The organism is Pontibacter burrus, from assembly GCF_010686685.1.
GTDB lineage: Bacteria > Bacteroidota > Bacteroidia > Cytophagales > Hymenobacteraceae > Pontibacter > Pontibacter burrus.
Genome location: NZ_JAAGWD010000003.1, coordinates 151,418 through 176,447, shown reverse-complemented (window position 1 = coordinate 176,447; position 25,030 = coordinate 151,418). Strand labels below are relative to the sequence as shown.

Sequence of the window (25,030 nt, the reverse complement as noted above, 5' to 3'; positions counted from 1 at the left end):
ATTATGGCTTTAACGAAGGAGCAATTCCAGAAAAAATTCTCAGCGCGCCGCATTCTGTTACCTGTGCTGCTCGGGCTGGGTGTGGTGGGCTACATGTTATACAAAAACTATGAACCCGGCCAGTTGCAAACACTGCTGCAGGCTAATCTTTTCTGGGCGGGCATGGCGTTACTGGTACTTTTCATACGCGACTTCGGCTACATGTACCGCATCCGGTACATTACCGAAAAAGCCCTGAGCTGGAAGCAAAGTTTCAACGTTATCATGTTATGGGAGTTTGCCTCCTGTGTGCTGCCTTCGGTGGTTGGTGGGTCTACCATTGCGGCTTTCATCCTCTTTAAAGAGAAAATACAGCTGGGTAAGGCCATCGCTCAGGTTATGGTTACAGCTATGCTCGATAATATGTATTTTGTGCTGGCTGTGCCTGTTGTAATCTTGCTGGCAGGCGATCAGCTGATACCGGATATTGCCGGCATCAGCGAAACATTACGCAACAGTATTGGCATTGCTTTCCTTATTTCGTATTTGCTGATTGCGCTTTATGCCTTCACCATGTTTTATGCGCTATTCATTAACCCGAAGGCCGTAAAACGCCTTATGATACGCATGGGGCAGGTAAAGCTGTTCAAACGCTGGCGTATTGCGCTGTTTACGCACGCCAACGAACTGCTTATTGCCTCGAAGCACCTGCGCACCAAAAAGACGGCTTACTGGCTGCATGCCAGCATTTCTACCTTCTTTGTCTGGACAGCGCGCTACATTATCATCGGCTGCCTGATTGCTGCTTTTACAAACCTGACCTTTGATGATCACATCATTATTTTTTCGCGAAACCTGATTTACAAGATTGTGCTGTTTGTATCGGTAACGCCTGGTGGTGCAGGCTTTGCTGAATTGGCTTTTCCGGCTTTTTTCGGTGTTTTTATTGGGAGCTTCACAACTATTATTATCTTGCTCTATCGTTTGCTAACATATTACCTGTACTTGCTCATCGGGGCGGTGGTATTACCACGCTGGGTTGTTCAGGTTTTTAGTAAAGATTCGCCTGAAAATAACACTGACTCCATAGAGAAACCTACCCATCAGCAGATGGCTTAAAGACACCCATACTACATGCGTCAATTTTTACAGAACATTACCCGCCGCAAAAGCGGAACGGCCCTCCTTGCCGATTATGAACTGGATGATTCGATACAAGGCACCAAACTGGTGCGGACACTCCGCCTGAAAGACCTGGTTTCTTTTGGGATCGCGGCTATTATCGGGGCCGGTATTTTCAGCACAATAGGCAATGCCAGTGCAGCCGGCGGACCCGGTGTTTCGCTCCTGTTTATTTTTACAGCAATTGCATGCGGTTTTTCTGCGCTTTGCTATGCCCAGTTTGCATCTTCTATTCCGGTTTCCGGCAGCGCCTATACCTATGCCTATGCTTCGTTTGGCGAGCTGGTAGCCTGGATTATCGGTTGGGACCTGCTGATGGAATATGCTATTGGTAACATTGCTGTGGCTATTTCGTGGTCTGATTATTTTACGGCTTTGCTGCAGGGCCTTGGAATGGGCATACCTGAATACCTGACCATGGATTTTCTGAGTGCATCGCGCGGCTTTGCCGAAGCAACCGAGCTCATGGCCCAGGGTCAGGCCTTAACTGATCTGCCAGCTTACCTGCAAGAGGCTTACCTGGCCTGGCTGAACGCCCCTACCCTTGGCAGCCTCAGGCTTGTAGCAGACATTCCGGCACTGGGTATCACATTCCTGATCACGTACCTGGTTTATATTGGTATCAAAGAATCGAAACGCACTGCAAATCTCCTGGTATTGCTTAAGCTTATCGTTATCCTGCTGGTTATAGTTGTAGGTGCATTTTATGTGAATCCGGATAACTGGTCTCCTTTTGCACCTAACGGTATTTCCGGTATCCTGAAAGGTGTTTCCGCAGTATTCTTTGCCTATATTGGTTTTGACGCCATCTCTACCACCGCTGAAGAATGTGAGAACCCGCAACGCGACCTGCCACGTGCCATGATCCTGGCGCTTATTATCTGTACAACGCTTTACGTGATACTGGCCCTGATCTTAACCGGAATGGTGCCTTATTACGAGCTGGCTGTTGGTGACCCGCTGGCCTTTGTATTCTCCAGAGTAGATATGGATATGATGGCTGGTATAGTGGCGGTGAGTGCCATTGTGGCCATGGCCAGCGTACTGCTGGTGTTCCAGTATGGCCAGCCACGTATCTGGATGAGCATGAGCCGCGACGGCCTTTTGCCTAAGATCTTCTCCAGCATTCACCCGAAGTATAAAACCCCGTGGTTTGCAACTATAGTTACCGGTTTTGTAGTGGCCATCCCTGCGCTGTTCATGAACCTGACCGAAGTAACCGACCTGACAAGTATCGGGACGCTCTTTGCTTTCGTATTAGTGTGTGGAGGTATATTGGTAATGGAAGAAAAACAAAAAGAGATGGCTGTTGTGCACAAGGGTTTCCGGGTACCATATATAAATGCTAAATATGCACTGCCTCCGGTTTTAGGTATAGTTGTTACACTTATCCTGGTTTACAGCCCCGAGACGTTAAGCACACTACTGAGCACAGAAGGTGGCTGGGAAGAGTTTCAGCATAAACTACCGCTGTTGGGCTTTATTATAGTTGCTGCCATTATGCTGGTGCTTTCTATACAACGCAACCTGTCGCTGATACCGGTGCTTGGTTTGCTTACCAACCTGTACCTGATGACCGAGCTCGGCATTACGAACTGGAGCCGTTTCCTGGGTTGGCTGGTGCTGGGTCTGATCTTATACTTTGCTTATGGTTACCGTAATAGTAAGCTGGGCAGACACAAACTATAGTTCATACTAAAGTAAACTACATGATGAAAAAGCAAAACATAGGAACGTCCCTGCTCCTGCTGCTGTGGGCCACTATGTTTTGCTTTTCTGTTTTCACGGCTTTTCAGAAAACAAACGCACCACAGCACAATAGTTTTGCTTCCGCATCTGCGCATAACGAAAAGCTTACACCCGAAGAGAAAAGCGATCCGGTTGCCTGGGTTGCGCCTTCCGAAACAAGCACCAGTTCCGGCGCAGAGGAGTCGGACCTACCATTTTACAACGCATTACGCTGGCTACCACATTCCCAAGCTACCATTCTTTCGCATAAGCCTCTAAAAACAATACAGGCTTTTGCTTCCGGATCTACCCGGTTCCTGATATTTCCCAACGCTCCTTAATCAGGTTGCTATAGTTCAATCACCTTTCCTGTCTTATAAACTATAAGGTGCTCCTTTGCTGCTACGCTATAGTTGGCAAAGCTTATGTTATGTATCATTTACTATAGTTTACCAATGCTTAAAAACCTTTTCGCGACAAAGTCTGTCGATAAACTGATCAAGGAATCGGAACACGGGGAACATACCCTGAAACGAACCCTGGGTGCCTCTAACTTAACCATGCTGGGTATTGGTGCCATTATCGGTGCCGGTATCTTTGTGTTAACCGGTACGGCAGCAGCAAATGCGGCCGGACCTGCCATCGTACTCTCTTTTGTAATTGCGGGCCTGGGCTGCTTGTTTGCCGGCTTATGCTATGCCGAATTTGCTTCTATGATACCCGTAGCCGGTAGTGCTTATACCTACGGCTATGCAACACTGGGCGAATTTATTGCCTGGATCATTGGCTGGGACCTTATTCTGGAATACCTGTTCAGTGCCGCTACCGTAGCAGTTGGCTGGAGCGGCAACTTCGTCAGCCTGGTACGGTCTCTCGGAATTGAGATACCAGCTATAGTTGCCAGTGCTCCGCTTGCTTATGACGGTACTAACCTAACTACCACCGGCACACTGGTAAATTTGCCGGCTGTATTCCTCATCCTGGTATTTACCGCACTGCTGATTATAGGCATGCGTGAATCCGCAAAGTTCAACAACCTGATCGTGGTGATTAAAGTTGCTATTGTGCTGCTAGTAATTGCCTTCGGTTTTCAGTATGTGAATACAGCTAACTGGAAGCCCTTTATCCCGGAACTGGAGATATTGCCAAACGGTAGCACCCGTTACGGATGGAGTGGTATTGTGCAGGGCGCCGCCATTGTGTTCTTCTCCTATATCGGTTTTGATGCTGTAAGTACAGCAGCCCAGGAAGCTAAAAACCCACAGCGCGATATGCCTGTTGGTATGCTGGCATCACTGGGAATCTGTACCCTACTATACATTTTAATGTCGCTAGTGCTGACAGGTCTTACATCTTATAAAAACCTGAACGTTCCGGATCCGGTGCTGGTAGCACTAACAGCTGCGGGCCCTTCGCTTAAATGGCTGTACTTTTTTACAGGCATTGGTGCCATAGCTGGGCTTGCTTCTGTTGTGTTGGTAATGCTGATGGGTCAGCCACGTATTTTCTATGCCATGAGCCGCGATGGATTGCTGCCTGCGTTTTTCGGCAAAGTACATCCGCGTTTCAATACGCCGTATGTGGCAACTATAGTTACCGGTGTTATTGCAGCTGCCATTGCTGGTATCTTCCCCATCGGGTTACTTGGCGAACTGGTTAGCATCGGAACCTTGCTGGCTTTCGTTATAGTATGTGCTGGCATCATCATGCTCCGCCACACAAGCCCGGAACTGAAACGCCCGTTCAAAACGCCTTTTGTTCCGCTTGTGCCAATTCTGGGCATTCTGATCTGCGGATACATGATGCTGAACCTGGGCTTTGATACTTGGATGCGATTAATCATCTGGATGGTTATCGGTATTATCGTATACTTTACATACGGACGAAAACATAGTAAACTACGCAGGCAGAACGAAGAACAGCAGGCTGGCAAAATACCAGTAAGTTAGTCTGCTTAAACTATAGTTAAACGATGGGAATAGTGGAATTAATTATTTTCCTGAGTGGCCTTACCCTGTTAACCTTTTATTTCAGGAGAGCCGCTAGAAAAAAGAAACAATAAACTGCAACAGACTCCCTTAGAACCGCTCAGCACAACTGGGCGGTTTTATTTTATAGTAACAGATACCCTAGTGCATACTTTCAGCAGGCCGCAGCAATTTTCTCATGCATAATTAAGAACTTTGCTTTATGTCTACTGCTTACAATTTTTCGGATTTACCCGATTTGCCCGTAACCGAAGCGCTCCCTCGACTTCTGAATGCATTGCAAACCCACACGCGCGTGGTACTGGAAGCCCCGCCCGGTGCCGGTAAAACTACCCTTGTACCGCTGGCTCTGTTACAAACTGAGTGGCGAAACGACGGCAAAATACTCGTGCTGGAACCGCGCAGACTTGCAACACGTGGTGCTGCACAACGCATGGCTGATCTGCTGCATGAACCAGTAGGGCAAACGATAGGCTACTGGGTACGAATGGAGCATGTGGTATCGGAAAAGACCCGTGTGGAAGTAGTAACAGAAGGCATCTTAACCCGACTGATACAGGATGACCCGGCACTGGAAGGAATCGCGGCGATTATTTTTGATGAGTACCATGAGCGCAACCTACAAGCAGATCTGGGCCTGGCGCTGGCCTTAAATGCACAGGCAGTGCTACGACCAGATCTTCGGATTCTGATCATGAGTGCAACGCTGGATGCCACAACGATAGCTACCTGGTTAGATGCGCCCGTGATTAGGAGCGAAGGAAGGCAATTTCCGATAGAAACACATTACCTGCCACAGGCTGAAGTAGCAGCTGCCGGCAACCGCCCAGCTGAACGATTAACTAACCTCGTTCCTAAAGCTATCAGGAAAGCATTAAAAGATGAGCCGGAAGGTGATATACTGGTCTTTTTGCCTGGTATGGGTGAGATGCTTAGGGTAGCGCTGCAATTGGAAGGAAAACTGGACCCAACTATTGACCTGCACATTCTGCACGGCGACCTGCAACTGTCTAAACAAATGGCCGCTATTCAGCCTGCTCCCAAAGGGTGGCGCAAAATAGTACTGGCTACCAGCATTGCCGAAACAAGCTTAACTATAGAAGGTGTAAAAATTGTAGTTGACGGTGGTTATTCCCGTGTGCCACGGTTTGTACCACGCACCGGGCTTACTACCCTGGCAACTATACCTGTTTCAAAAGCAGCCGCCGACCAGCGCCGTGGCCGTGCCGGACGTTTAGGGCCCGGTGTATGTTACCGCTTATGGTCTAATGCTGATCAGATGCAACTGGCTGAAAGGCAACTACCCGAAATCTGTGAAGCCGACCTGACCGGGCTGGCGCTAGAGCTGGCCATCTGGGGAGTAAAAGATGCGACCGAACTGAATTGGCTTGACACACCACCTGTTACCGCGCTTTCCCTCGCCCGCGACCTGTTGTTTCGCCTGCAAGCTATAGATGAGAACGGCAAGGCAACAGCACATGGAAAAGCACTTGCTTCTTTAGGCTTATCACCGAGGCTTGGCCATCTTGTCATTCGTGGCAAAGAAGCCGGATTGGGCGCAACAGCATGCGCGCTTTCCGCCTTATTATCAGAAAAAGATATACTGAAACAGGTTGATACTACCCGAGGAAATGTACTGCCGGACCTTGTGCTTCGGTTGGAAATACTGACTGGCAAAAGGCCGCCCACGCCAGGCTTTGTACTAGATGAGAATGCGCTACGAAGGGTGAAAGAACAGGCAACGCATATGATGCAGCGCACCCGCACTACCGGCGAAAAAATAAAACCCGATGCTGCCGGATTTTTAACGGCCCTCGCCTACCCAGATCGCCTGGCCCAGCGCGAAGCATCCGGTCGGGTTCGTTTGGTAACAGGCCAGCGTGCTGCTTTGCCAACCGAGCTTTTCAGCGAATCGGATTATTATAGTATCGCCCACCTGGAAACCGGGAATCAACCAAGGATTTTACTGGCTGCTCCATTGGATAAAGCAGAGCTAATGGAGATTTTTGGAGACCAGGCTGAAGAACTGGATGAAATTAGATTTGATGCAGCAACCGGGCGCATTATAGCCAGAAATATAACACGTTTAGGAGCACTGCTATTAGCAGAAACCACGCAACCAAAGCCTGACCCGGAAGAGGTGGCAGATGTACTGTTACGGGCACTAAAAGAGCAGGGACTTGAAAGACTACCCTGGCCTGAACAAGCTGTAAAAACACGGCAGCGCCTAGTCTTTTTGCACTTTTTAGCACCAGAATCCTGGCCTGATTTGTCGGATGAGGAGCTTGAGATAACGATGGAGGACTGGCTGTTGCCGCACCTGACTGGCCTGCGAACTATAGAGCAGGTCAGTAAGCTGGACTTTAATGAAATACTGCTTTCCGCGCTGGACTGGGAACAAAGGCAGGAAATGGATCGACTGGCCCCTACTCATCTGCAGGTACCAAGTAGCTCCCGTATTGCGCTGGATTATACTGACCCTGCAACACCTGTACTCGCTGTGCGCCTGCAGGAAGTTTTTGGCATGCTGGACACACCGCGAATTGGTGGTGGCAAAATCCCCTTGCTCCTGCACCTGCTCTCGCCGGCTTCCAGGCCGGTACAGGTAACTCGCGACCTGCGCAGTTTTTGGGCAAACGGATATTTTGAGGTACGGAAAGACCTGCGAGGCCGCTACCCGAAACATTACTGGCCTGAGAATCCACTAGAAGCAGAACCAACACGGGGCACAAAAAAGAGACCAATTTAACTATAAAGGCCAAAGCCGCTGGATAGCGGCTTTGGCCTTTATAGATGCTGAACACAGAATAGTACTCCGTATCAGGAGCGGGGAAAAACTATAGGAATAAATCTCCTGCCGCTTCCGGCTGATACAGTATTGATTCTACTTTATAAGACAGATTACCTTTCGGGGCTGGCCATTCAATTTCGTCTCCTACTTTGCAGCCAAGTATAGCAGTAGCAACTGGTGCAAGCACAGAGATTTTACGGCTCGCCAGATCTGCATCTTTCGGGTAAACTACTGTAATTTCCATCGTATTACCACCTTTCAGATCTTTCAGGCGAACCAGCGAGTTCATCGTAACTATATCTTTCGGAATATCTTCTGTTGGCACTACTTTAGCGCGTTTCAGTTCCTGGCATAAACCATCAACGGCAGCAGCACCACCGTTCTGGCGTTGCACCTGCACTAAACTGTGCAGACGCTCGTAATCTTTGTCGGTCAGATAAATTGTGTTCATATCAGTTCAGTATTAATTTATGGTTCGCATTCAGGACATTGCCAGCGTTCGTTTCACTGAAATAAATATCTTTGAAACTTACCGTTCTGCCTGAGTCTACTCTTCTGAAGACCTTGTCCGGCGTAATGCTGTCCAGGCTGTCGAATCCGCAGGCTTCCATCACTTCTATAGTTGACTTAATGGTATTGCCGTGGAAATTAGCCACCCTTACACGTTTATCCGCCATATCAAGCCCCTTATACAGGTTCTCATCCTGCGTAGCAATACCAACCGGACAACGTCCTGAGTCGCACTGCAATGCCTGGATGCAACCAAGAGCAAACATCATCCCACGGGCACTATAGCAAATATCAGCACCCAGCGAAACAGCTTTGATAATATCGACACCGGTAATAATCTTACCAGCCGCTATTACCTTAATCTCGTCACGCAGTTTGTACTTCTCCAGCATGGTTTGTACAAAGGCAAGCGCATCGTAAAGCGGCATTCCAAGGCTGTCAGTGAATTCAAGTGGTGCAGCACCCGTACCACCTTCAGCGCCGTCTACGGTAATAAAGTCAGGGAAAATCTGGTTATGCATCATCTCCTGGCAAAGGCGCTCGAACTCCAGTTCATTACCAATACATAACTTTATACCGATAGGTTTGCCTTTTGACAATATTCTTAGTTTTTCGATGAACAATAACATCGTAAACTGGTCTTTAAAGGCAGAGTGTCCCGGAGGCGAAGCAACTGTAGTGTGTGGCTCCACTTTACGGATAGCAGCAATTTCAGGCGTGTTCTTGGCAGCCGGTAATATACCGCCGTGCCCAGGCTTTGCACCCTGCGACAGCTTTATCTCTACCATCTTAATATTTGGGTGAGATACCTGTTCTTCGTATAGTTTCTCAGAGAAATTACCCTGGCTATCGCGGCAACCAAAATAACCTGTACCAATCTGCCAGATCAGGTCGCCGCCACCTTGTATGTGGAACGGGCTGACACCACCCTCACCAGTGTTATGGGCAAAGCCACCAAGCTTGGCACCCGCACTCAAGGCTGTAACAGCAGTCTTACTCAGCGAGCCATAGCTCATAGCCGAGATGTTATAGATGCTACAGTCGTAAGGTTGCTGACACCGGCTGCTTCCTACTTTTACACGCAGGTCATCTGACGGAATGTGCACCGGGAACATAGCATGGGCAATCCACTCAAAACCAGTGGCCTGGCTGTCGGTCTGCATTCCGAATGGTACCGTCTGGCGTACGTTTTTGGCACGCTGGTACACAATAGAACGCTGCCGGCGGTTAAACGGCTTGCCATCCAAGTCCGACTCAAAGAAATACTGGCGAAGCTCAGGGCGGATACTTTCTAACAGGTATCTGAAATAGCCCAGCAACGGGTAATTGCGGAGTATAGAATGTTTAGGCTGCCGTATGTTGTGCCAGTAAACCACCTGTAATGGTACGAGCAACACCAAAAGCCACAAATAAGCCGGTTGTTGGTAGCCTAAAAACAACACAAGCGCAAAAAGGGCGGCAAAAGCAACAGCCAGCAATTGCCTTACGCTAAGTTTGGTTAACATAACAATGATTAAATAAAAATATTAAGGTTTATAGCTGTGCAGTTGCTTCTGCAACTATAGGTACCAACACTGCACTGTTGGATTCGGGGAGCTTGCCGGATATTCTCTGCTCCGGCTTACTTGCTAAAGTCTTTCGGAACGGAGAAAAAGTGCAGGCAATATCCATTCAGCACATCACTTAGCGAAAGGTGATGCGAAGTAGTTACAAGGCCTGTTATTGGCATTTGTAAAGCAGTCAGATGTATGCTAAAAGGTAGCAAGTCTATTCTTCAATAAGTGGTTCAAAGTAAGCAGTTACTTTACTTAAAAGCAACGATTATTTGTGCCATTATACGGTGCACACTTCAAAAGTAGTTGCAGCTATAACTATGCCACATTTTTTCAACACATTGCTACTGTTTAAACATTTAATTTCAGCTTTTGTTCCACTTGGCGCTAACGAGCTCATTTCTACAAATATTTATAAGAAATCAAACCTTAAACAGCTTAATCCGTTTTTTTAAATCAATGTAAATAACGATAAACAAAATATAACTATGGAAGCACAAGACCTTAAAAACAAAGCAGAAAACTTTAACCCAAGGAAACAGGAAGGACCAGTAGCAGCTGCTATCGAAGAGTATACAGCCAGAATACCATCTGATATCTACTTATGGGCAGCATTAGGTTCTATGGCTGTATCGGCTACACTTAAAGTGTTAAGAAAAGACGAAGAAGCCTTGTTTGTCGGACAGTGGGCTCCTTCTTTCCTACTGCTTGGTGTTTATAATAAATTAGTTAAACAACTAGGCAAAGACAGCACAGATCCTAAAGGCAGATAAGTCTTTTTAAAGTCTGAAAACAAAACGCCCCAGCAGTTTGTCCTGCCGGGGCGTTTTGTTTTGTGATTACGCTGATGTTAGTCTACGTTTATGCGCTTACGGCGCTGCGCTTTGGGCACAGACTTAGGTACAGTAATATGCAGCACTCCATTCGTATATTGTGCTTTAATCTTATCTTCTGCTATAGTTTCCGGTAGCCTGAATGAACGGCTGAACGAACTATAGTTATATTCCCGGCGGGTGTAACCTTCCTTGTCTTCTTTGGTGTCTGCTTCCTGCTGGCAGCTCACCATCAGCATATTCTCGTCAACTTCTATTTCAAAGTCTTCTCCTTTCATGCCGGGTACGGCAAGTTCAATGGCATATTCTTTATCGGTTTCGCGTACGTTGGCAGCGGGCATGTTGCCGAATCTGTTCAGATGCATGGGCATCAGAAACATATCGTTTTCGAACATGCGGTCTATGTCGCTGAAAAAACCGGAGAACATATTGCGGGCAGCAGGTTTGTTTTCATCTCTTCTGGTTAGCGATCTCATGTTACCTCCTTTCCATTTGATTATACATTTATCTGATTTTGTATACGAGCGCCCTATTTACTTGTTAAAAACAGTTACTTTCTAAAAATACACGCTTACCCGTTTTACCACCAACTATAGCAGCAAGTGCCTACCCCCGATCATTAAACCTGAACCCCGTATAACTATAGCATCAGTAACCCAGCTCACTATATTAATTCCCATACTGGGTTTTGTTACTGCTTATAAAGTAATACTGCCTGCTTATGGAAACTACAACTTTAACCAAGATCAACCTGACCAGCTCTGAGTTTGAGCCCGGTGAGGAAATGCCACGACGCTTTACCTGCGACGGAGATAATATTAACCCGCCACTGAAACTGGAAAACCTGCCACTCAACACGGCAAGCGTGGCTTTGCTGCTTGAAGACCCAGATGCTCCCGGCGGCACCTGGACTCACTGGCTGGCCTGGGATCTTCCGCCGGAACCTGATATTGAAGAAGGCTTAACGGCCGGCATTATGGGGAATAATGATTTTGGTACTACGCTGTATAAAGGTCCCTGCCCTGCTATCGGTACGCACCGGTATTTTTTCAGGGTGTATGCCTTGGATGTAAAGCTGGACCTGCCAACCGGCAGCACACGCGAAGCACTGATGAAAGCCATGGAATATCATGTTTCCGGTTCGGGCGAGTTGCTGATTCTTTACGGACAGTCCGAACTATAGCTCCGCTCAAATACCACTGATAATAAAGCAGTTATATTGCTTTTACCGAATCTATTTTGTTATATTTACGCTCCTGCTAAAGGCTTTGGCCTCGTGTAGCTGCAGAACTTTCGATTTTTGTTTTAGCTTCATTGTAAATTTAAATGGGAAATCCCGCAGATTATCTGGAGTATCGGCTGGACAGCAAGAAACAACTGCTCTATTGCAGGTGGACCCGTGACGTAAACCAGGCTGAATATAAAGCAGGTCTGCAGTTTATTTACAAAAAGTTGGTGGAGCATGATACCAGGTTATGGCTGCAGGACAGCACTGTTTTACAACCCCGAACAGTTGCTGAACTGAAGTGGGTGGTAGAAGAATTCAGCTTTATGCTTACCAGTACCTCTATCAAATATGTTGCGGTTGTTACGCCTCACTCACGCACACATTATGCTGAATTACGAATGATACGCGAAAAGGCCTATCGTATTTTTGGCAAGCAGGTTTTAATGGAAGTGTTTGATACAGTTGAAGAAGCACTTAGCTGGCTTTTGCCAAATCTGCAGCACTACCGCCTGCAAGACCTGATGACCCCTGGCAGCTAAATTTAATTTAACTAATTTATAGTTGTAACCCTTCCTTTTATTACACAAAAATCACCAAAAGTGAGTATTGAATTTTGCCTGATGATTACACATATTGTAAGCACTTAGTTTACAGGCACATTTCTGATTTCAATACTGCTTTTAGGTATGGAGAGACATACACGATTATTAAGTAGGCGCGAATGCAAAATTATAGAGCTGCTGGCAGAGGGCCGCTCAGAAGCTGACATTAGCAGAGAGCTTGGGTTGCCCGATGCTATAGTTAAACGGTATCTGTACAACATGCTACAGAAGAAAGGATTTGTAAATTCTTATCAGCTCATCTGTTGGGCATATAAGGAGTCTATACTTTCCTGAACTGATAAGGAAACAGGGCACGGATCTGCTGATCAGATCAGGTCGAAAGCACGCGCATATTGGGTAAGCTCATAAAAAGAGGATGTATTGAGCTTTCTTTTGATGTTGCGGCGGTGCGTTTCTACGGTAGTTGTGGAAATGCATAGTTCATCTGCACTCTCTGCTGCCGACTTACCCAGCGCTATATGCCGCAACACTTCCTGTTCTCTCCCAGACAACTTACTGAAACGGCTATAGTTTAAGCGCAGAAAATTGTTCTCTTCCAGCAGCCGCGCCACTTTGGAGGTAACATGATGCAGCGGATCTATAGGGCAGGCCAGGCTTATAGTTAAAAGAGGTTTGCCTTCATCATCCCACATCAGGATCTTGATCGTGGTCAGGTACCAATTCCAGGGGTGCTGCTCCGAGGCCCGCACCTGCTGGAAAAGCGATATGATATAGTTGTTATCATTCTGATCCAGAAGCTCTTTTGCTTTTACCAGGTAATGCTCCACATCTTCAGAATTGAAGAAACGGTGATGGTAATTTTCACCCAGGTCACGAATTTCATCAACCGTAAAGCCCAGCAGCTCGGCTCCCCGCCTGGACATATACTCTACAGCCAACCCATCCTGTATGTTATGAATAATAACCACTGCAGGCAGTATATCAGATACGGCATCAACTTCTGCAATCTTACGCTTTATCCGTTCTTTCAGCATAACAGGCTCCGTCATGTCGCCCGACGTGTTCTGTAACTTCATAGCTTGGTGTTTACCCTTTAAATATAGTTAAATAAATATTTAATTGGAACACTCAATTTTAGTTACACTTTTAATTTAGAAATGTAATAAATACTCAGAAGTGGGTATTCTATTTATCTGCGAATCTGCAGAACTTTGAAACACTTCTCAGGGATACTTCCCATTACTATGAAATAACATAAGTTCCGGTCATCAAAGGCCTGCATCTCGCTGAGATACAAATCAATGCAACTATACACTATAGTAGTGTAACTCATATTTTAACGCCAGATATCATTGTAATACTTAACGAAAAAGTACACAGACCTTCACCCTGCTTATGAAACACATTATACTCACATTAAGCTGCTGCTTAACGGTTGGCCTTTGTGCAGCCCAAAGCAAAAACAATTCAAACCCTGTCTTGTCAGTTGATGCCGCAAACACGATACAGACTTCGCTGGAAGCTGATTCTGTTCGCCCTGCAGTGCTGCCGGACACGGAGGTATTCAGGAAAAACAGTGTGAAGATGAACCTGTCATCGCTGGCTTTCCGAAACTATAGCTTCACTTATGAGCGCACGCTGGCACGCAAAATCACCTTTGTTGCTGGCTATAGTTTTATGCCCTCCTCCCAGATCAGTTCTCTGCCTATAGTTGATAAAGCCATAGAAATAGCCGACATCTCCAGCGACGAGGAAACCGATTCTTTTGAAGAGGACCTGAAGAAAGGGAACGTAGGTACGAGTGCCATTACCGGCGAGCTGCGCTTTTATTCCGGCAAAAAAGCTGGCGCACGCGGTTTGTATGTTTCTTTATATGGCAGGTATACTACAGTAGACCTCTCTTACCTGGATACGTATGTTGGTGATTTTGATATTGAACACGACCTGCCATACAACGCAGAACTGAAAGGTTTTGGCGGTGGTATTATGTTTGGTGCCCAGTGGCTGATCGCGAAGCGTGTTACGCTGGACTGGTACATTGTAGGCGCGCATTACGGTAAATTATCCGGCAACTTATCAGCCCTTACCGACCTGAGCATGCTGACCGAGCAGGAAAGAGCTGATCTAAAGACCGAAGTGGAAGACCTCTTCACAATTGGCGATAAAAAATATGTAGATGCTACTATAAAAGACAATGGTATGTTTGGCAAGCTAAACGGTCCGTTCGGTGGCGTGAGAGCCTTTGGCTTTAACTTAGGCATTGCTTTTTAATGCTGTGATCCCCAATAACAGCAAACAGAGAGTAGTCCCGATCCCCAAACCAACCCTATACATTAAACCCTGATAAGCTAAAAGCCACCTGTATAAGGTGGCTTTTACTTTTTATTACCTGATCTTTTCAGAATTTAATAATCGCTATAGTTATCCGCTTATCTGTTTTGTAATCAGGCAAAACCTAAACTATAGCTAGACTTAAGCCATATCCGCTGGTAAACTATAAACTCTCAAAGGGCTTTAATATTTTCAATACTTCAGGCAACCCTTTGCTCCTGCTGCACATCTTTAGCCCAAACTTAAAAGTTCAATGCATTATTTGGGTTGATGCTTACCTTAAAATTTTACCTGTTTAAACTATAAGTACCGGGTGTTTACAGACAAAAAGCCAGCATTCATCTAAATAGGTGTAACATATTTCAATAGTACCTTGTATTGCAAAGTACCTTACACTATATTTGCATCATCAATTATCACACAACGCTATAAAACTATGAAAAAGATCTATCTCCTACTGACGCTCCTACTGATATGCGTATTTACTACCTCTGTAAACGCACAGTCAGAGAGTTCACTTACCGGTACCATCCATGATGAAAGTAACCAGGCTGTCGGTTTTGCAAACGTAGCAGTGGTAAACAGTGCCACTGCTGCGGTTGTAACCGGCGCCATTGCCGACATGGACGGAAAGTTCAAAATCAAGACGCCTGCTGCCGGCTCTTACTATCTCAAGATCAGTGCGCTTGGTTTCCAGCAGCTGCAAAGCCCTGTCTTTGTTATTAATGGCGCTGCATCAAAAGACTTTGGCAAACTACAGCTGAAATCTGATGCAAAAGTGCTGAAGGAAGTAACTGTGCAGGCCCTGCGCCCAACTATAGTTAACGAAGCCGATAAAATGGTTGTTAGTGTGGAAGGCACTGCCCTTGCAACCGGAAGCACGGCTTACGAAGTGCTCGAAAAGTCGCCGGGCGTTTGGGTTGATCAGGAAGGAAATATTACGCTGAACGGTAAAGGGGGTGTACAGATCCTGCTTAATGGCAAACCTTCTTACCTGAGTGGCAAAGACCTGCAAAACCTGCTGCAAGGTATGTCTGCTGAAAACCTGAAAGACCTGGAGATCATTACTAATCCATCTGCAAAGTATGATGCACAAGGCACATCAGGCATCATCAACATTAACCTGAAAAAGAACCTGCTATTTGGTTTGAATGGCGGCGTTTATGCGGGTTACCAGTACAACCGCTACCATGGTATGACAACCGGCGGTAATTTAAACCTGAAACATGGCAAGTGGAATACATCAGTAAATGCTGACCTGTCGCGCCGCCCACGCTTCCGCGACCTGGAAGGAAGCCGTATCATGAACACCGCTCAGGGCAAGAAATACATGACACAGGATGGATTGGAAGAAAGAGAAAATCTGTCGCCAACATTGCGCTTAGCAACCGATTACGACCTGGCCGAAAACCATAGCGTAGGCATGATAGCCAACCTGCAGTACGGCGACAACAAGAACACCTTCTTTACCAGATCCCTACGTACCGACAGGCTCACTCCTAACGATACTCTTATTCTGTCTAACACTGACATGGATAACACTTACAAGAACGGCACATTTAACCTGCACTATACAGGCAAACTTGGTACCTCCACCCTATCCGCCGACGTTGATTATGCCACAATTAAAAATGATACGGAAACGGATATGTACCACAGTTTTGAACGGGTTGGTGGCACAGATCCGGCACGTGTAAACGAGTTCAGAAATCTGAACCCAACCAACTATGACATTTACTCTGTCAGAACAGACTTTTCAAGAGCACTGGGTAAAACAGGAAAAATGGAACTGGGTGCCAAGTACAGTCATGTGGTGTCAGATAATGAGCTGGCTTACTATAACATAAACGATAATACTGCCGTGTTTGTACCGGAACGAAGCAATCATTTTGTTTTTACGGAAGATATTATTGCTGGCTATGCAAACTACTCTGTTAAATTCGGCGAGCAGTGGAACCTGCAGACTGGTTTACGTGCTGAGCATACAACAGGCAAAGCCCGTAACGAACAAAACGACCGTAAGTACCTGAACCTGTTCCCGAGTGTGTTTCTGCAGCAGAAAGTGAGCGATAATTACCAGGTAAGCTACAAATACAGCCGCCGCATTAACCGTCCGCATTACGAGCACCTGAACCCATTCGTGTTCTACATCGACCCTTACACCCTGGCAACTGGTAACCCGCACCTGAAGCCACAATACACAAACTCCTTTGAGGTAACCCAGATGTATAAGCAAACCTATAACCTGGTGCTTGGCTATGCTGTAACTTCCGATTTTATTGGCGAAGTACCGGTTTTCCATGCTGACAAGAACCTGACCATTTTCGAGCGTAGAAACATGGATAAGTTTACAAGTGCAAATGCTACCCTGGTTGCCCCTATTCGTGTAAAGCCGGGCAAATGGGAAATCAATAACAATATAACATTGGCTTACCAGCACTTTACAACTACGGTTAACGACTTTACTGAAACCACCGAGCAGCTCAACCTCAGTGCCATGAGCAGCCACAATATACAGTTGCCAAAAAACATCCGTCTGGAACTGAGTGGCGTTTACCAGGGGCCAGGAGTATACGGCTTATTCGAGTTTGAGCAGATGTGGTGGGTAGATGCCGGCTTTAAGCGCAGCTTCCTGAAAGATAAACTGGCTGTAACCTTAAACTTTACCGATATATTTAAATCCCGCATGGTGAAAATAGATACCGTAGTTGACGGCAACGTGAACACGATCGATCAATACCACGGCGGTCAGGCAGTAAGAGTGCACCTGCGTTACAACTTTAACAAAGGCAACGCATTCGAAACGAAGAAACGTAATGTAAACCTGGACGAACTGAACCGGACAGGCAATTAATCAGTTTGCATGTTTTAGCTTACAGACCACAACCTTAAGGTTGTGGTCTGTTTTTTATAGCATGCCACTAACTATAGTCTATCCCTTAAAGTATAAATCAAAATCAGGTTACAAAAATAAAAGTGCGATTTGAGCGAAAGAAGGCACTTTTTATCGAAATATTTTACTGTTTTAACAAAAACTTGAACATTTTATAAAGGAAGTGTGTAGTATGGGTATAATAAAAAAACATCATGAATAACGGAACAGTAAAATTCTTTAACACCGAAAAAGGTTTTGGTTTTATCAAAGAGGATGATTCAGCAAAAGAGTACTTTGTACACGTTACTGGATTAGTAGATGAGATCAAAGAGAACGACAAAGTAACTTTTGAATTGCAGGAAGGAAGAAAAGGCCTAAACGCAGTTAACGTAAGACGCGCTTAGTAATTGATATAAGATTGCAAACATCAAAAAAGCCTTACCATGTGGTAAGGCTTTTTTGTTTATGTTATCGTTACTTATCTCTAAGCCAGTCAAGCGCGGCCTCCATGTACTGAAAATTCCGAAACTCAAACTGTATGCCCAACTGAATAAGGGCAACTTCAGCAATCCCGTCCACCACGTTTTCCCGGGAAATATCAAATGTCGATATACGGGCAAGTTTTTGCAGCCTTGTGTTCATCAGTTGTTGTACAAACTCCATTAGCACCCGCTGGTATTCTGCCCTTGTAAGCTCCGACACATTACTTTGCTGCGAGTTTACCAGCAGATATTTAATATCATAATGGCGAAGTGTATCAATCAGCTTACGGATCGAATAGCTTATCTCCGGCATGGTGAATCCTGTGAGATCCGGCCAGTCCATGGAGAGAATATCATTTGCGACTTCGTAATTCAGTTCAATTAACCCGTCCTTGTGGAGCAACATCAAGTAGTTTTTATAGCTTGTTCGGGTAAAGGTACAGATATAGCGCTAAAATCTACCAAATTTTAAAAGCGACCTTCCCTTTCAAGCTAAAAACTGATATTCTATAGTTACCACCTATTATTTTACCAGCCATGGTCAGTAGCTTATAGTTTAAGCTTACATCGGATTGCGTGTAGCGATCTGGCGCAGCGAATCGCGCATTTCAGTTAGCAGCACTTCTTCTTTGGTTGGGGCAGGTGGCACTTCCGGGGCAGCTGCTTTTTTGCGCATCATGCGGTTCATCGCTTTAATAATGGCAAAAATGATCATGGCAAGAATCAGGAAATTAAGCAGCACAGTAATAAAATTACCCCAGGCAAATACCGCCCCCAGTTTACGGGCTTCTTCTAAAGCCAAGCCCGAAGGCACATCTGCAGAGAGCGGTATATACAGGTTAGAGAAATCCATATCACCTATCAGTTTGCCTACAAGCGGCATAAACAGGTCATTGATAACCGAATCAACTATACGGCTAAATGCAGCACCAATTATTACCCCGATTGCAAGGTCCATTACGTTGCCACGCATGGCAAACTCTTTAAACTCTTTTAAAAAGCCCATAAAGCATGTTTTTTAGTTTAGAAAAAGATTTCGTACTCCAGGTAATAAGCCTGATCTAATGAAAGTTAAGCAAAAAACTTTCAACCTCTTAAAGTATTACTATATAGATACGTATTGTTACTTAAAGAAGGTACAGTTATAGGATATTCAGAAGTAGTAAAACCTATGAATAGCAGTAACTATAGTTTATCTGCCGGGGAAATGAATTTGAAAAAATCCTGAGGAATGCCAGGTAGCAGCCAATCCAAGGCAGCTGGTATACTCGAAAAATGCTCCAGTTCCTGCACTGGGCCATGAGAATGATAAATCCGGTCGCGCATGATGTCAGCGACTAGAGACTCGAAAACATTACCGTTGTGCACCAACGCTGCTTTCCTTATAGTTGTCTGGTTTATCAATAGCGACAACTCTTTTATAACCCAGCCCTGATCCTGAAGCGTAAAGTTGTTACGAGAGCTATCGAGTAGCCAGTATAATGTACTATGCTCTTGAAACTGGTCCACAACATATAGTAAAGCAGCTTTAAATTCTTCGTGGTTCAGGTCTCTGTTAAATGCACTATATAATAATGACTGCTCCGGTAAAACCTGCACATCTAAAATATCCATTAACAATACCCTAGGTGGTTTAATATCCATTTCGTGTTGTATATACTCAATTAAATATTTTTAGATTCCAATTATTCCATTTCAGTTGCCTACAGGTTAGCAGATGAGTTTAAAGCGATCTCAACCAATTAAATATAGGAATTTTAAAATATAGGCATGGTTTTTGGAGCCTTTATAACTCATGAGTTAAATACAGCAAACTATAATCTGACAACATGAAAAGAAACTTCACGCTTCTTCTGTTGATTATTGGCCTTGGCTTCTCGATCAGCAATTTTGCACAGGCGCAGACTAACACACAAACTACCTCGGTAAGTCCGGTAGAATATGTAAGGGTACAGGTAAGCCCTTTTCTGCTCCGTAAAAACTATACTGCCTACCTTAACTTTGGCAGGGCAGACGGCACCAGCGACCATATAAAGGATGCATCAGGCAATAAAATTGAGTTTAGTGCACCGACCGGAGTATTGAATTATTTAGGCACCCAGGGATGGGAATTTGTAGCCTACATCCCGGATGATGACGGTAAGCTTAGCGACCGTATTTTCCTGATGTGCCGATCAGTTCAATCTCCTAACTAATATAATTCAAATCAGCTTAAACTATAGCTTAGTGCCTTCCTGCTATGAAGACAAAAAGCCCCGGAAGATCAGATCAACCGGGGCTTTTGCCTAGACTAAGGGTAGAACTTAGTACAGGTAATTCAGAGCAGTTTTGTCGTTTGCGTTAAAGTAACGGTTCACGCCAGATCCGATACAAGCCAGCATCCATGAGTTTGGATCAGCACCTGTTGGCGTACCCGGGATATGAACAGCACCTACTGTAGAAGCACCTTCGTTGTAGTAAGAGCCGCCGCATGAATAAGCACGGTTCATGTAGTCTGTGTGACGGAAGCCGATGCAGTGACCGATTTCGTGTGCCAGAATAGTAGCCAGGTAATTAGTACCAGGGTTAGAGCCCAGGTAAGCAGAGTTAACCTGAACTCTGTTGTATGGGTTACCACCAGAAGGGAAACCAGCTGATGCCAGGTAAGATGAGCCACTTGGAGCGTTTGTGATCAGGATGTTATAGCCTGAAGACACACGCTGGAAGCGCAGGCGCAGGTTCTCCGCATTAAAGCGACGGATTGCTTCATCTACAGCAGTTACATAAGAAGATGGAAGTGAAGTAGATACGGCAATGTTGATCGTGCGTGTAGTAGAACCCACAGTTACCAGGTTAGTGGTACGGTACTGCTCTACGTCCCCTACACGTAGTGCTTGTACCAATGTATTCTCATTCAGGTCTTTGTCAGTTAAAATAATGTCACCCTCTACCAGGTAACCTTCTTTAACTTTCTGCACATTGTCTGTGCTGAAACCCATTTGCTTGATACGGGTCATGCTCATTTCAGAAACAGCGTTTTGCGCTACTGCATCTTCTTCTTTCTGCTCGCACGATGTGAACAGCATGGTAGCTACCAGCGCTGGCAGCAGAAGTAAATTTTTAATTTTCATGTGTTAAGGTGTTAAAGTGAAACATATAATAAAAAAGTAAAAACAAATTCAGGTCGTCCCCACTTCCGGTCTTCGATCTCCTGCTATGCCTGCAAAGCCGGCTGCTCCAGCTCTGGGTTAATTTTACATAACATTCAATATCCCAAACCTATCTCACTTTATTACCAGAACAAAGGAATCTTCATACCTAAAAGTAACACACTGAAAATGCTGGTAAATAACTATTTATATAAATCTTGTAACCTTTTTTTAATGCTTTCCGGTCTTTTAAAAGAAATGAAGTAGCAGTACTAGCTTGCAGTTTCTGCATGTTGCAGATCATTTCCTGCAAGCTAACCAGTATGTGTGGAATGAACACTAGGTTTTGATGTTACACCATTGGTTTTCAGCAGTTTGCTTCCATCACTTAAAACTTAAGGGAATAATTATAGCGGAAAGTAACATTTCAGAAATTGCGATCATGATTCTTTTATGCCAATTGCCTCCGTCCAAAACATACCCTACAGGCATAAAAAGAATTTGCCTCGAATCAGATACTGATCAGGCTTTGTATTAAACTAGAAGACAGGGAGTTTTGGCAACCGGAAGAAGCATCCGGATTTTCGGTTTACTCTTTTACAAAGAAAGGGAAGTTAGCGGTCGCGACATTTCCGTCGCCATCGTAGAGATATACAAATAAGCGCTGCGGGCCTTTGCTTTTTGGGATAAGCGTTACCTGTTGGCCAGTAGTATCCTGAATTATACCCTCGAGTGGGGCTGGTTTTTTCTCATTCCCGGTGTTACCGTCCTCAGATTTGGTCTCAGGTAATACTTCCCAACGTAGCTGTAAGGCTTTGCCTTCCGGGTCAAAAGCATATACTTTACCTATCGCAGGTTTTCCTGCTGGCAAGTACACATTATCGATGGCATGCTGGCCGTTTATAGTTAAGTAGGCGATATAAGGTGGTTTGTTTCGGGTTGTTTTTTTCCCGGTCCATAGTTCCTCCATATCATGTACAAGCTCTGTTTCCTCGCCACCTTCCGCTATCAGGCTAAACCACGTAGGTGTGGTTTCCTGCTTGTTTCCCCACATAAAAACATAACTGCCCAGGCAGTTGCCAGTATCCGCCTCAATGGTACGCTCGTAACGCTCACGGCTAAACGCGGCTTTTTCAGAGCTTGTTTGCTCTATCGGAGCCAGCCATTCGGTGTAAAAAGCTTCCCAGTAACCTCGTGCTCCAAACTCCGATACAATAAATGGTCCCTTCCAGGCACTTTTTTCCAACTCATCGCGCAGGTTATGCATCGCCCCGAAAGAATTGATAGATAACACATCCAGGGCCGGGCAGCGCTTCGCAATCAAGTTGATGTCCTTCAGCGGCACGTTCATCACTGTGGTGGTAGTCGGGTGGTTAGGGTCGATTTCGTGAATCATCTCCGCAATTTCGTTTACAGCATCCCAAACTTTTACGTTAGCGCTTTCGGCGTATAGTTCGTTACCAATACCCCACATAAGTAATGCCGGATGGTCCTTGTATTTCATTACCACTTTGCGTAGCTCTTCTTTCTGCTGTGCTACCAGATCTTTATCGTAGTAATTAAACCCTTCGCGCTCCCTGCCCAGCCATAAACCCAATGTTACGGTTAAACCATGTTTATGTGCCTCATCTAGTATTTGGTCTGCATCTTCGGTATGCCATACCCTGATCGAGTTTCCGCCATAAGCTTTTACCCGATCAAAATACTCGTAGCCGGCTGCACCTTTAATAAAATAAGGTTCGCCGTTTCGGTACAATTTATAGTTTCCGGGAGAACCTACTATTTCAACGGTCCGGCCTTTTGCTTCAAACACTTTGCCTTTTGTACCGGTATTTTGGCAGGAAGCAACTAATAATACAAAAACAAGCCAAAATAAAACAATAATTCCGTTATAGAATTTCATTCTCACAGGATTCATATGCCAGGGTGTAGAAAAAGTAGGGTTTACAGCAAACTTACAAGCCGCAATACGAGTATAGCTACCGGAAGTTCCTTTGATCTTTTATGGTATCTGTTTACCCGATATAGCGATAACAGTGCAATTCACCCAGTACTGCATCTTATGCCTACCACAGCCTCTGCACATATTACCCCACCTGTTTTAAAACGCCCGAAACCTGGCGATGTTCGAATTGTACGGTTTATGATAGTGCTTGGGCTGCTTTGTATGGTTTCGTTTCTGTACTGGTTTATAGATGAAGATCATATTGGCTATGCTCCACTATATTGGTTACTAACAACGGCTTTAGGGTTTAAAATCCTGCGAACACTGCATGAGTGGTATCATTACTTCTCCGTAAGTGTACCTAATCGGCCAGTACTGAAAACATCTTTTACAGTGGATGTTTTTACTACAGCCTGTCCGGGCGAGCCGCATCAAATGATTATTGGTACCCTGGAAGCTATTCAGCGCATTAAATACCCCCACAACACTTACCTGTGCGACGAAGGCAACGACCCAGTGCTGAAAGCAGCATGCGAGCGTTTAGGGGTAACATATGTTACACGAACTTTAAAAGTAGATGCCAAAGCAGGTAACATCAACAATGCACTGAAGCAGGCCAGCGGCGACATCTGCCTGATCCTGGACCCGGACCATGTGCCTGAGCCTGAGTTTTTAGATGAAGTTCTGCCTTTTTTCGAGGATCCAAAGATTGGTTTTGTGCAGGTAGTACAGGCTTATAGTAACCGCAAAGAGAGTCTGGTGGCTTATGGCGCTGCCGAACAAACTTATAGTTTCTACGGCCCTTTAATGATGGGCATGAACAGCTACGGTACCGTGCAGGCAATTGGCGCCAACTGCACTTTCCGCCGCACTGCCCTGGATAGCATTGGCGGACATGCAGCTGGCCTGTCAGAAGACATGCACACGGCCATGCAACTGCACGCCAAAGGCTGGAAATCAGTTTATGTTCCTAAAATCCTGACCCGTGGGCTGGTTCCGGCTACCATGTCTGCATACTATAAGCAGCAAATAAAATGGGCACGCGGCACCTTTGAGCTACTTTTTACTACATATCCTAAGCTGTTTCGGCATTTTACCTGGCGCCAGAAGATACACTACTTCACATTACCACTTTATTATCTGTTCGGGGTATTTAACCTGGTCGATTTTGCCATACCTATACTGGCTTTGATGCTGGCAGAATTTCCGTGGTATGTGCCGCTTGGGGATTTTGTACTGATGTTTGCTCCTTTCTTCTGCATATCGATCTGTATCAGGCACTTTACGCAGCGCTGGTTTCATGAGCAAAACGAGAACGGCTTTCACATGTTTGGTGGCATTCTAAGAACGGGTACCTGGTGGGTTTTCTGCCTTGGCCTGATCTACTCGATTCTGCGCATAAAAGTACCTTACATCCCGACGCCTAAAGATGATAAACCGCAGAACAACTACCTGCTTAACCTGCCAAACCTGGCTATCTGCGGTATCAGCATTGGGGCAATATACTATAGCCAGTTGGAGTACGGGCATTTGTATAGCAACCCTTATGTGCAAATGATGGCCTTATTTGCGCTGGTGAATGTGACAATACTGGGCAGCATTGTACTGATAGGCCAGGAAAAATGGGTGCATTGGTTCAGAGTAAACTTTATACAGGCTCGTGTGCTGCAACCTGTGCTAATGCCACTGCGCATGTTTATCTGGCGTACACGACATGGCTTTTACAGCAGCATCCGCTTCTTTGCCTTAACTATAACTATGCTGGCAACTGTTATCAGCATCAGCGTGCTGTTCGGGCAATACAACGCCAATCCCTATTTCGATCTGAAAACCGAACTTACGCCAGGCCAGAACAAATCCCTGCTCAACGCCATCATCCGGAAATTCTCAAATTAAGAGGTAGCTATAGTTCAG

23 protein-coding genes are annotated in these 25,030 nt (G+C 45.4%); 14 read left to right on the top strand and 9 right to left on the bottom strand.

Annotated features, from left to right (window positions below):
• The first annotated feature begins 3 nt into the window (after positions 1 to 3).
• The 5 genes from GXP69_RS08135 (at position 4) to hrpB (ending at position 7,626) form a co-directional block, all read left to right on the top strand.
• Entirely contained in the window at positions 4 to 1,098 is a 1,095-nt protein-coding gene (locus GXP69_RS08135) for a lysylphosphatidylglycerol synthase transmembrane domain-containing protein (RefSeq protein ID WP_163914249.1), read from the top strand.
• Between the two features lie 15 nt (positions 1,099 to 1,113).
• Positions 1,114 to 2,850 carry an amino acid permease gene (locus GXP69_RS08130; RefSeq protein ID WP_163914247.1) on the top strand — a complete coding sequence of 579 codons (1,737 nt, stop codon included), beginning with the start codon at positions 1,114 to 1,116 and terminating at the stop codon, positions 2,848 to 2,850.
• A gap of 20 nt (positions 2,851 to 2,870) precedes the next feature.
• Positions 2,871 to 3,230, top strand: a complete 360-nt coding sequence (locus GXP69_RS08125) for a hypothetical protein (RefSeq protein WP_163914245.1) — start codon at positions 2,871 to 2,873, stop codon at positions 3,228 to 3,230.
• A gap of 114 nt (positions 3,231 to 3,344) precedes the next feature.
• Positions 3,345 to 4,838, top strand: a complete 1,494-nt coding sequence (locus tag GXP69_RS08120) for an amino acid permease (RefSeq protein ID WP_163914243.1) — start codon at positions 3,345 to 3,347, stop codon at positions 4,836 to 4,838.
• A gap of 241 nt (positions 4,839 to 5,079) precedes the next feature.
• Positions 5,080 to 7,626, top strand: coding sequence for an ATP-dependent helicase HrpB (gene hrpB / locus GXP69_RS08115; RefSeq protein ID WP_163914241.1), 2,547 nt, complete (start codon positions 5,080 to 5,082; stop codon positions 7,624 to 7,626).
• 88 nt (positions 7,627 to 7,714) lie between these two features.
• Here the strand turns inward: hrpB and rnk are convergent, their stop codons facing one another.
• Complete coding sequence (rnk, locus tag GXP69_RS08110; protein ID WP_163914240.1) at positions 7,715 to 8,119, bottom strand: nucleoside diphosphate kinase regulator; 405 nt, start codon at positions 8,117 to 8,119, stop codon at positions 7,715 to 7,717.
• A gap of 1 nt (position 8,120) precedes the next feature.
• Positions 8,121 to 9,683, bottom strand: a complete 1,563-nt coding sequence (locus GXP69_RS08105) for an FMN-binding glutamate synthase family protein (RefSeq protein ID WP_163914239.1) — start codon at positions 9,681 to 9,683, stop codon at positions 8,121 to 8,123.
• A gap of 536 nt (positions 9,684 to 10,219) precedes the next feature.
• On the opposite strand from GXP69_RS08105, the gene GXP69_RS08100 reads away from it, so the two are divergent.
• Positions 10,220 to 10,504, top strand: coding sequence for a hypothetical protein (locus GXP69_RS08100; RefSeq protein ID WP_163914238.1), 285 nt, complete (start codon positions 10,220 to 10,222; stop codon positions 10,502 to 10,504).
• 77 nt (positions 10,505 to 10,581) lie between these two features.
• Here GXP69_RS08100 and GXP69_RS08095 read toward each other — a convergent pair whose 3' ends face one another.
• On the bottom strand, positions 10,582 to 11,040 hold the full coding sequence (locus tag GXP69_RS08095) for an Hsp20/alpha crystallin family protein (RefSeq protein WP_163914237.1): 459 nt from the start codon (positions 11,038 to 11,040) through the stop codon (positions 10,582 to 10,584).
• 245 nt (positions 11,041 to 11,285) lie between these two features.
• Between GXP69_RS08095 and GXP69_RS08090 the strand changes: the two genes are divergently transcribed.
• The 3 genes from GXP69_RS08090 (at position 11,286) to GXP69_RS08080 (ending at position 12,688) form a co-directional block, all read left to right on the top strand.
• The gene (locus GXP69_RS08090; RefSeq protein WP_163914236.1) at positions 11,286 to 11,747 is read left to right on the top strand and encodes a YbhB/YbcL family Raf kinase inhibitor-like protein; all 462 of its coding nucleotides are present in this window, start codon (positions 11,286 to 11,288) and stop codon (positions 11,745 to 11,747) included.
• Positions 11,748 to 11,890: 143 nt separating this feature from the next.
• Positions 11,891 to 12,331 (top strand): STAS/SEC14 domain-containing protein, encoded by a 441-nt coding sequence (locus tag GXP69_RS08085; protein WP_163914235.1) that lies wholly within the window; start codon positions 11,891 to 11,893, stop codon positions 12,329 to 12,331.
• Between the two features lie 147 nt (positions 12,332 to 12,478).
• Positions 12,479 to 12,688, top strand: a complete 210-nt coding sequence (locus GXP69_RS08080; RefSeq protein ID WP_163914234.1) for a response regulator transcription factor — start codon at positions 12,479 to 12,481, stop codon at positions 12,686 to 12,688.
• Between the two features lie 32 nt (positions 12,689 to 12,720).
• Here the strand turns inward: GXP69_RS08080 and GXP69_RS08075 are convergent, their stop codons facing one another.
• On the bottom strand, positions 12,721 to 13,431 hold the full coding sequence (locus GXP69_RS08075; protein WP_235925627.1) for a response regulator transcription factor: 711 nt from the start codon (positions 13,429 to 13,431) through the stop codon (positions 12,721 to 12,723).
• 319 nt (positions 13,432 to 13,750) lie between these two features.
• Here GXP69_RS08075 and GXP69_RS08070 point away from each other — a divergent pair, with 319 nt between their 5' ends.
• From GXP69_RS08070 to GXP69_RS08060, 3 genes are all read left to right on the top strand, one after another.
• The gene (locus GXP69_RS08070) at positions 13,751 to 14,626 is read left to right on the top strand and encodes a DUF3575 domain-containing protein (protein ID WP_235925624.1); all 876 of its coding nucleotides are present in this window, start codon (positions 13,751 to 13,753) and stop codon (positions 14,624 to 14,626) included.
• Between the two features lie 496 nt (positions 14,627 to 15,122).
• Complete coding sequence (locus tag GXP69_RS08065) at positions 15,123 to 17,540, top strand: outer membrane beta-barrel family protein (RefSeq protein WP_163914233.1); 2,418 nt, start codon at positions 15,123 to 15,125, stop codon at positions 17,538 to 17,540.
• 233 nt (positions 17,541 to 17,773) lie between these two features.
• Entirely contained in the window at positions 17,774 to 17,965 is a 192-nt protein-coding gene (locus GXP69_RS08060; RefSeq protein WP_163914232.1) for a cold-shock protein, read from the top strand.
• Positions 17,966 to 18,035: 70 nt separating this feature from the next.
• Here GXP69_RS08060 and GXP69_RS08055 read toward each other — a convergent pair whose 3' ends face one another.
• The 3 genes from GXP69_RS08055 to GXP69_RS08045 form a co-directional block, all read right to left on the bottom strand.
• On the bottom strand, positions 18,036 to 18,449 hold the full coding sequence (locus tag GXP69_RS08055) for a hypothetical protein (RefSeq protein ID WP_163914231.1): 414 nt from the start codon (positions 18,447 to 18,449) through the stop codon (positions 18,036 to 18,038).
• A 156-nt stretch (positions 18,450 to 18,605) separates the two neighbouring features.
• Entirely contained in the window at positions 18,606 to 19,049 is a 444-nt protein-coding gene (mscL, locus tag GXP69_RS08050) for a large conductance mechanosensitive channel protein MscL (RefSeq protein WP_163914229.1), read from the bottom strand.
• A gap of 179 nt (positions 19,050 to 19,228) precedes the next feature.
• Positions 19,229 to 19,687, bottom strand: coding sequence for a hypothetical protein (locus GXP69_RS08045; protein ID WP_163914227.1), 459 nt, complete (start codon positions 19,685 to 19,687; stop codon positions 19,229 to 19,231).
• Between the two features lie 185 nt (positions 19,688 to 19,872).
• On the opposite strand from GXP69_RS08045, the gene GXP69_RS08040 reads away from it, so the two are divergent.
• On the top strand, positions 19,873 to 20,238 hold the full coding sequence (locus tag GXP69_RS08040; RefSeq protein ID WP_163914225.1) for a hypothetical protein: 366 nt from the start codon (positions 19,873 to 19,875) through the stop codon (positions 20,236 to 20,238).
• Positions 20,239 to 20,346: 108 nt separating this feature from the next.
• On the opposite strand, the gene GXP69_RS08035 is transcribed toward GXP69_RS08040, so the two are convergent.
• A complete protein-coding gene (locus GXP69_RS08035; RefSeq protein ID WP_163914223.1) occupies positions 20,347 to 21,153 on the bottom strand; it encodes a M57 family metalloprotease in 807 nt (268 codons plus the stop codon).
• 607 nt (positions 21,154 to 21,760) lie between these two features.
• A complete protein-coding gene (locus GXP69_RS08030; protein WP_163914765.1) occupies positions 21,761 to 23,074 on the bottom strand; it encodes a glycoside hydrolase family 2 TIM barrel-domain containing protein in 1,314 nt (437 codons plus the stop codon).
• Between the two features lie 159 nt (positions 23,075 to 23,233).
• Here GXP69_RS08030 and GXP69_RS08025 point away from each other — a divergent pair, with 159 nt between their 5' ends.
• Positions 23,234 to 25,012 carry a glycosyltransferase family 2 protein gene (locus tag GXP69_RS08025; RefSeq protein ID WP_163914221.1) on the top strand — a complete coding sequence of 593 codons (1,779 nt, stop codon included), beginning with the start codon at positions 23,234 to 23,236 and terminating at the stop codon, positions 25,010 to 25,012.
• Positions 25,013 to 25,030 lie beyond the last annotated feature (18 nt).

Bases quoted from the DNA above. Each gene is read 5' to 3' on its own strand.
- GXP69_RS08135 (WP_163914249.1), top strand. From the start codon at position 4: ATGGCTTTAACGAAGGAGCAATTCCAGAAAAAATTCTCAGCGCGCCGC.
- GXP69_RS08130 (WP_163914247.1), top strand. From the start codon at position 1,114: ATGCGTCAATTTTTACAGAACATTACCCGCCGCAAAAGCGGAACGGCC.
- GXP69_RS08125 (WP_163914245.1), top strand. From the start codon at position 2,871: ATGATGAAAAAGCAAAACATAGGAACGTCCCTGCTCCTGCTGCTGTGG.
- GXP69_RS08120 (WP_163914243.1), top strand. From the start codon at position 3,345: ATGCTTAAAAACCTTTTCGCGACAAAGTCTGTCGATAAACTGATCAAG.
- hrpB (WP_163914241.1), top strand. From the start codon at position 5,080: ATGTCTACTGCTTACAATTTTTCGGATTTACCCGATTTGCCCGTAACC.
- rnk (WP_163914240.1), bottom strand. From the start codon at position 8,119: ATGAACACAATTTATCTGACCGACAAAGATTACGAGCGTCTGCACAGT.
- GXP69_RS08105 (WP_163914239.1), bottom strand. From the start codon at position 9,683: ATGTTAACCAAACTTAGCGTAAGGCAATTGCTGGCTGTTGCTTTTGCC.
- GXP69_RS08100 (WP_163914238.1), top strand. From the start codon at position 10,220: ATGGAAGCACAAGACCTTAAAAACAAAGCAGAAAACTTTAACCCAAGG.
- GXP69_RS08095 (WP_163914237.1), bottom strand. From the start codon at position 11,040: ATGAGATCGCTAACCAGAAGAGATGAAAACAAACCTGCTGCCCGCAAT.
- GXP69_RS08090 (WP_163914236.1), top strand. From the start codon at position 11,286: ATGGAAACTACAACTTTAACCAAGATCAACCTGACCAGCTCTGAGTTT.
- GXP69_RS08085 (WP_163914235.1), top strand. From the start codon at position 11,891: ATGGGAAATCCCGCAGATTATCTGGAGTATCGGCTGGACAGCAAGAAA.
- GXP69_RS08080 (WP_163914234.1), top strand. From the start codon at position 12,479: ATGGAGAGACATACACGATTATTAAGTAGGCGCGAATGCAAAATTATA.
- GXP69_RS08075 (WP_235925627.1), bottom strand. From the start codon at position 13,431: ATGAAGTTACAGAACACGTCGGGCGACATGACGGAGCCTGTTATGCTG.
- GXP69_RS08070 (WP_235925624.1), top strand. From the start codon at position 13,751: ATGAAACACATTATACTCACATTAAGCTGCTGCTTAACGGTTGGCCTT.
- GXP69_RS08065 (WP_163914233.1), top strand. From the start codon at position 15,123: ATGAAAAAGATCTATCTCCTACTGACGCTCCTACTGATATGCGTATTT.
- GXP69_RS08060 (WP_163914232.1), top strand. From the start codon at position 17,774: ATGAATAACGGAACAGTAAAATTCTTTAACACCGAAAAAGGTTTTGGT.
- GXP69_RS08055 (WP_163914231.1), bottom strand. From the start codon at position 18,449: ATGTTGCTCCACAAGGACGGGTTAATTGAACTGAATTACGAAGTCGCA.
- mscL (WP_163914229.1), bottom strand. From the start codon at position 19,049: ATGGGCTTTTTAAAAGAGTTTAAAGAGTTTGCCATGCGTGGCAACGTA.
- GXP69_RS08045 (WP_163914227.1), bottom strand. From the start codon at position 19,687: ATGGATATTAAACCACCTAGGGTATTGTTAATGGATATTTTAGATGTG.
- GXP69_RS08040 (WP_163914225.1), top strand. From the start codon at position 19,873: ATGAAAAGAAACTTCACGCTTCTTCTGTTGATTATTGGCCTTGGCTTC.
- GXP69_RS08035 (WP_163914223.1), bottom strand. From the start codon at position 21,153: ATGAAAATTAAAAATTTACTTCTGCTGCCAGCGCTGGTAGCTACCATG.
- GXP69_RS08030 (WP_163914765.1), bottom strand. From the start codon at position 23,074: ATGAAATTCTATAACGGAATTATTGTTTTATTTTGGCTTGTTTTTGTA.
- GXP69_RS08025 (WP_163914221.1), top strand. From the start codon at position 23,234: ATGCCTACCACAGCCTCTGCACATATTACCCCACCTGTTTTAAAACGC.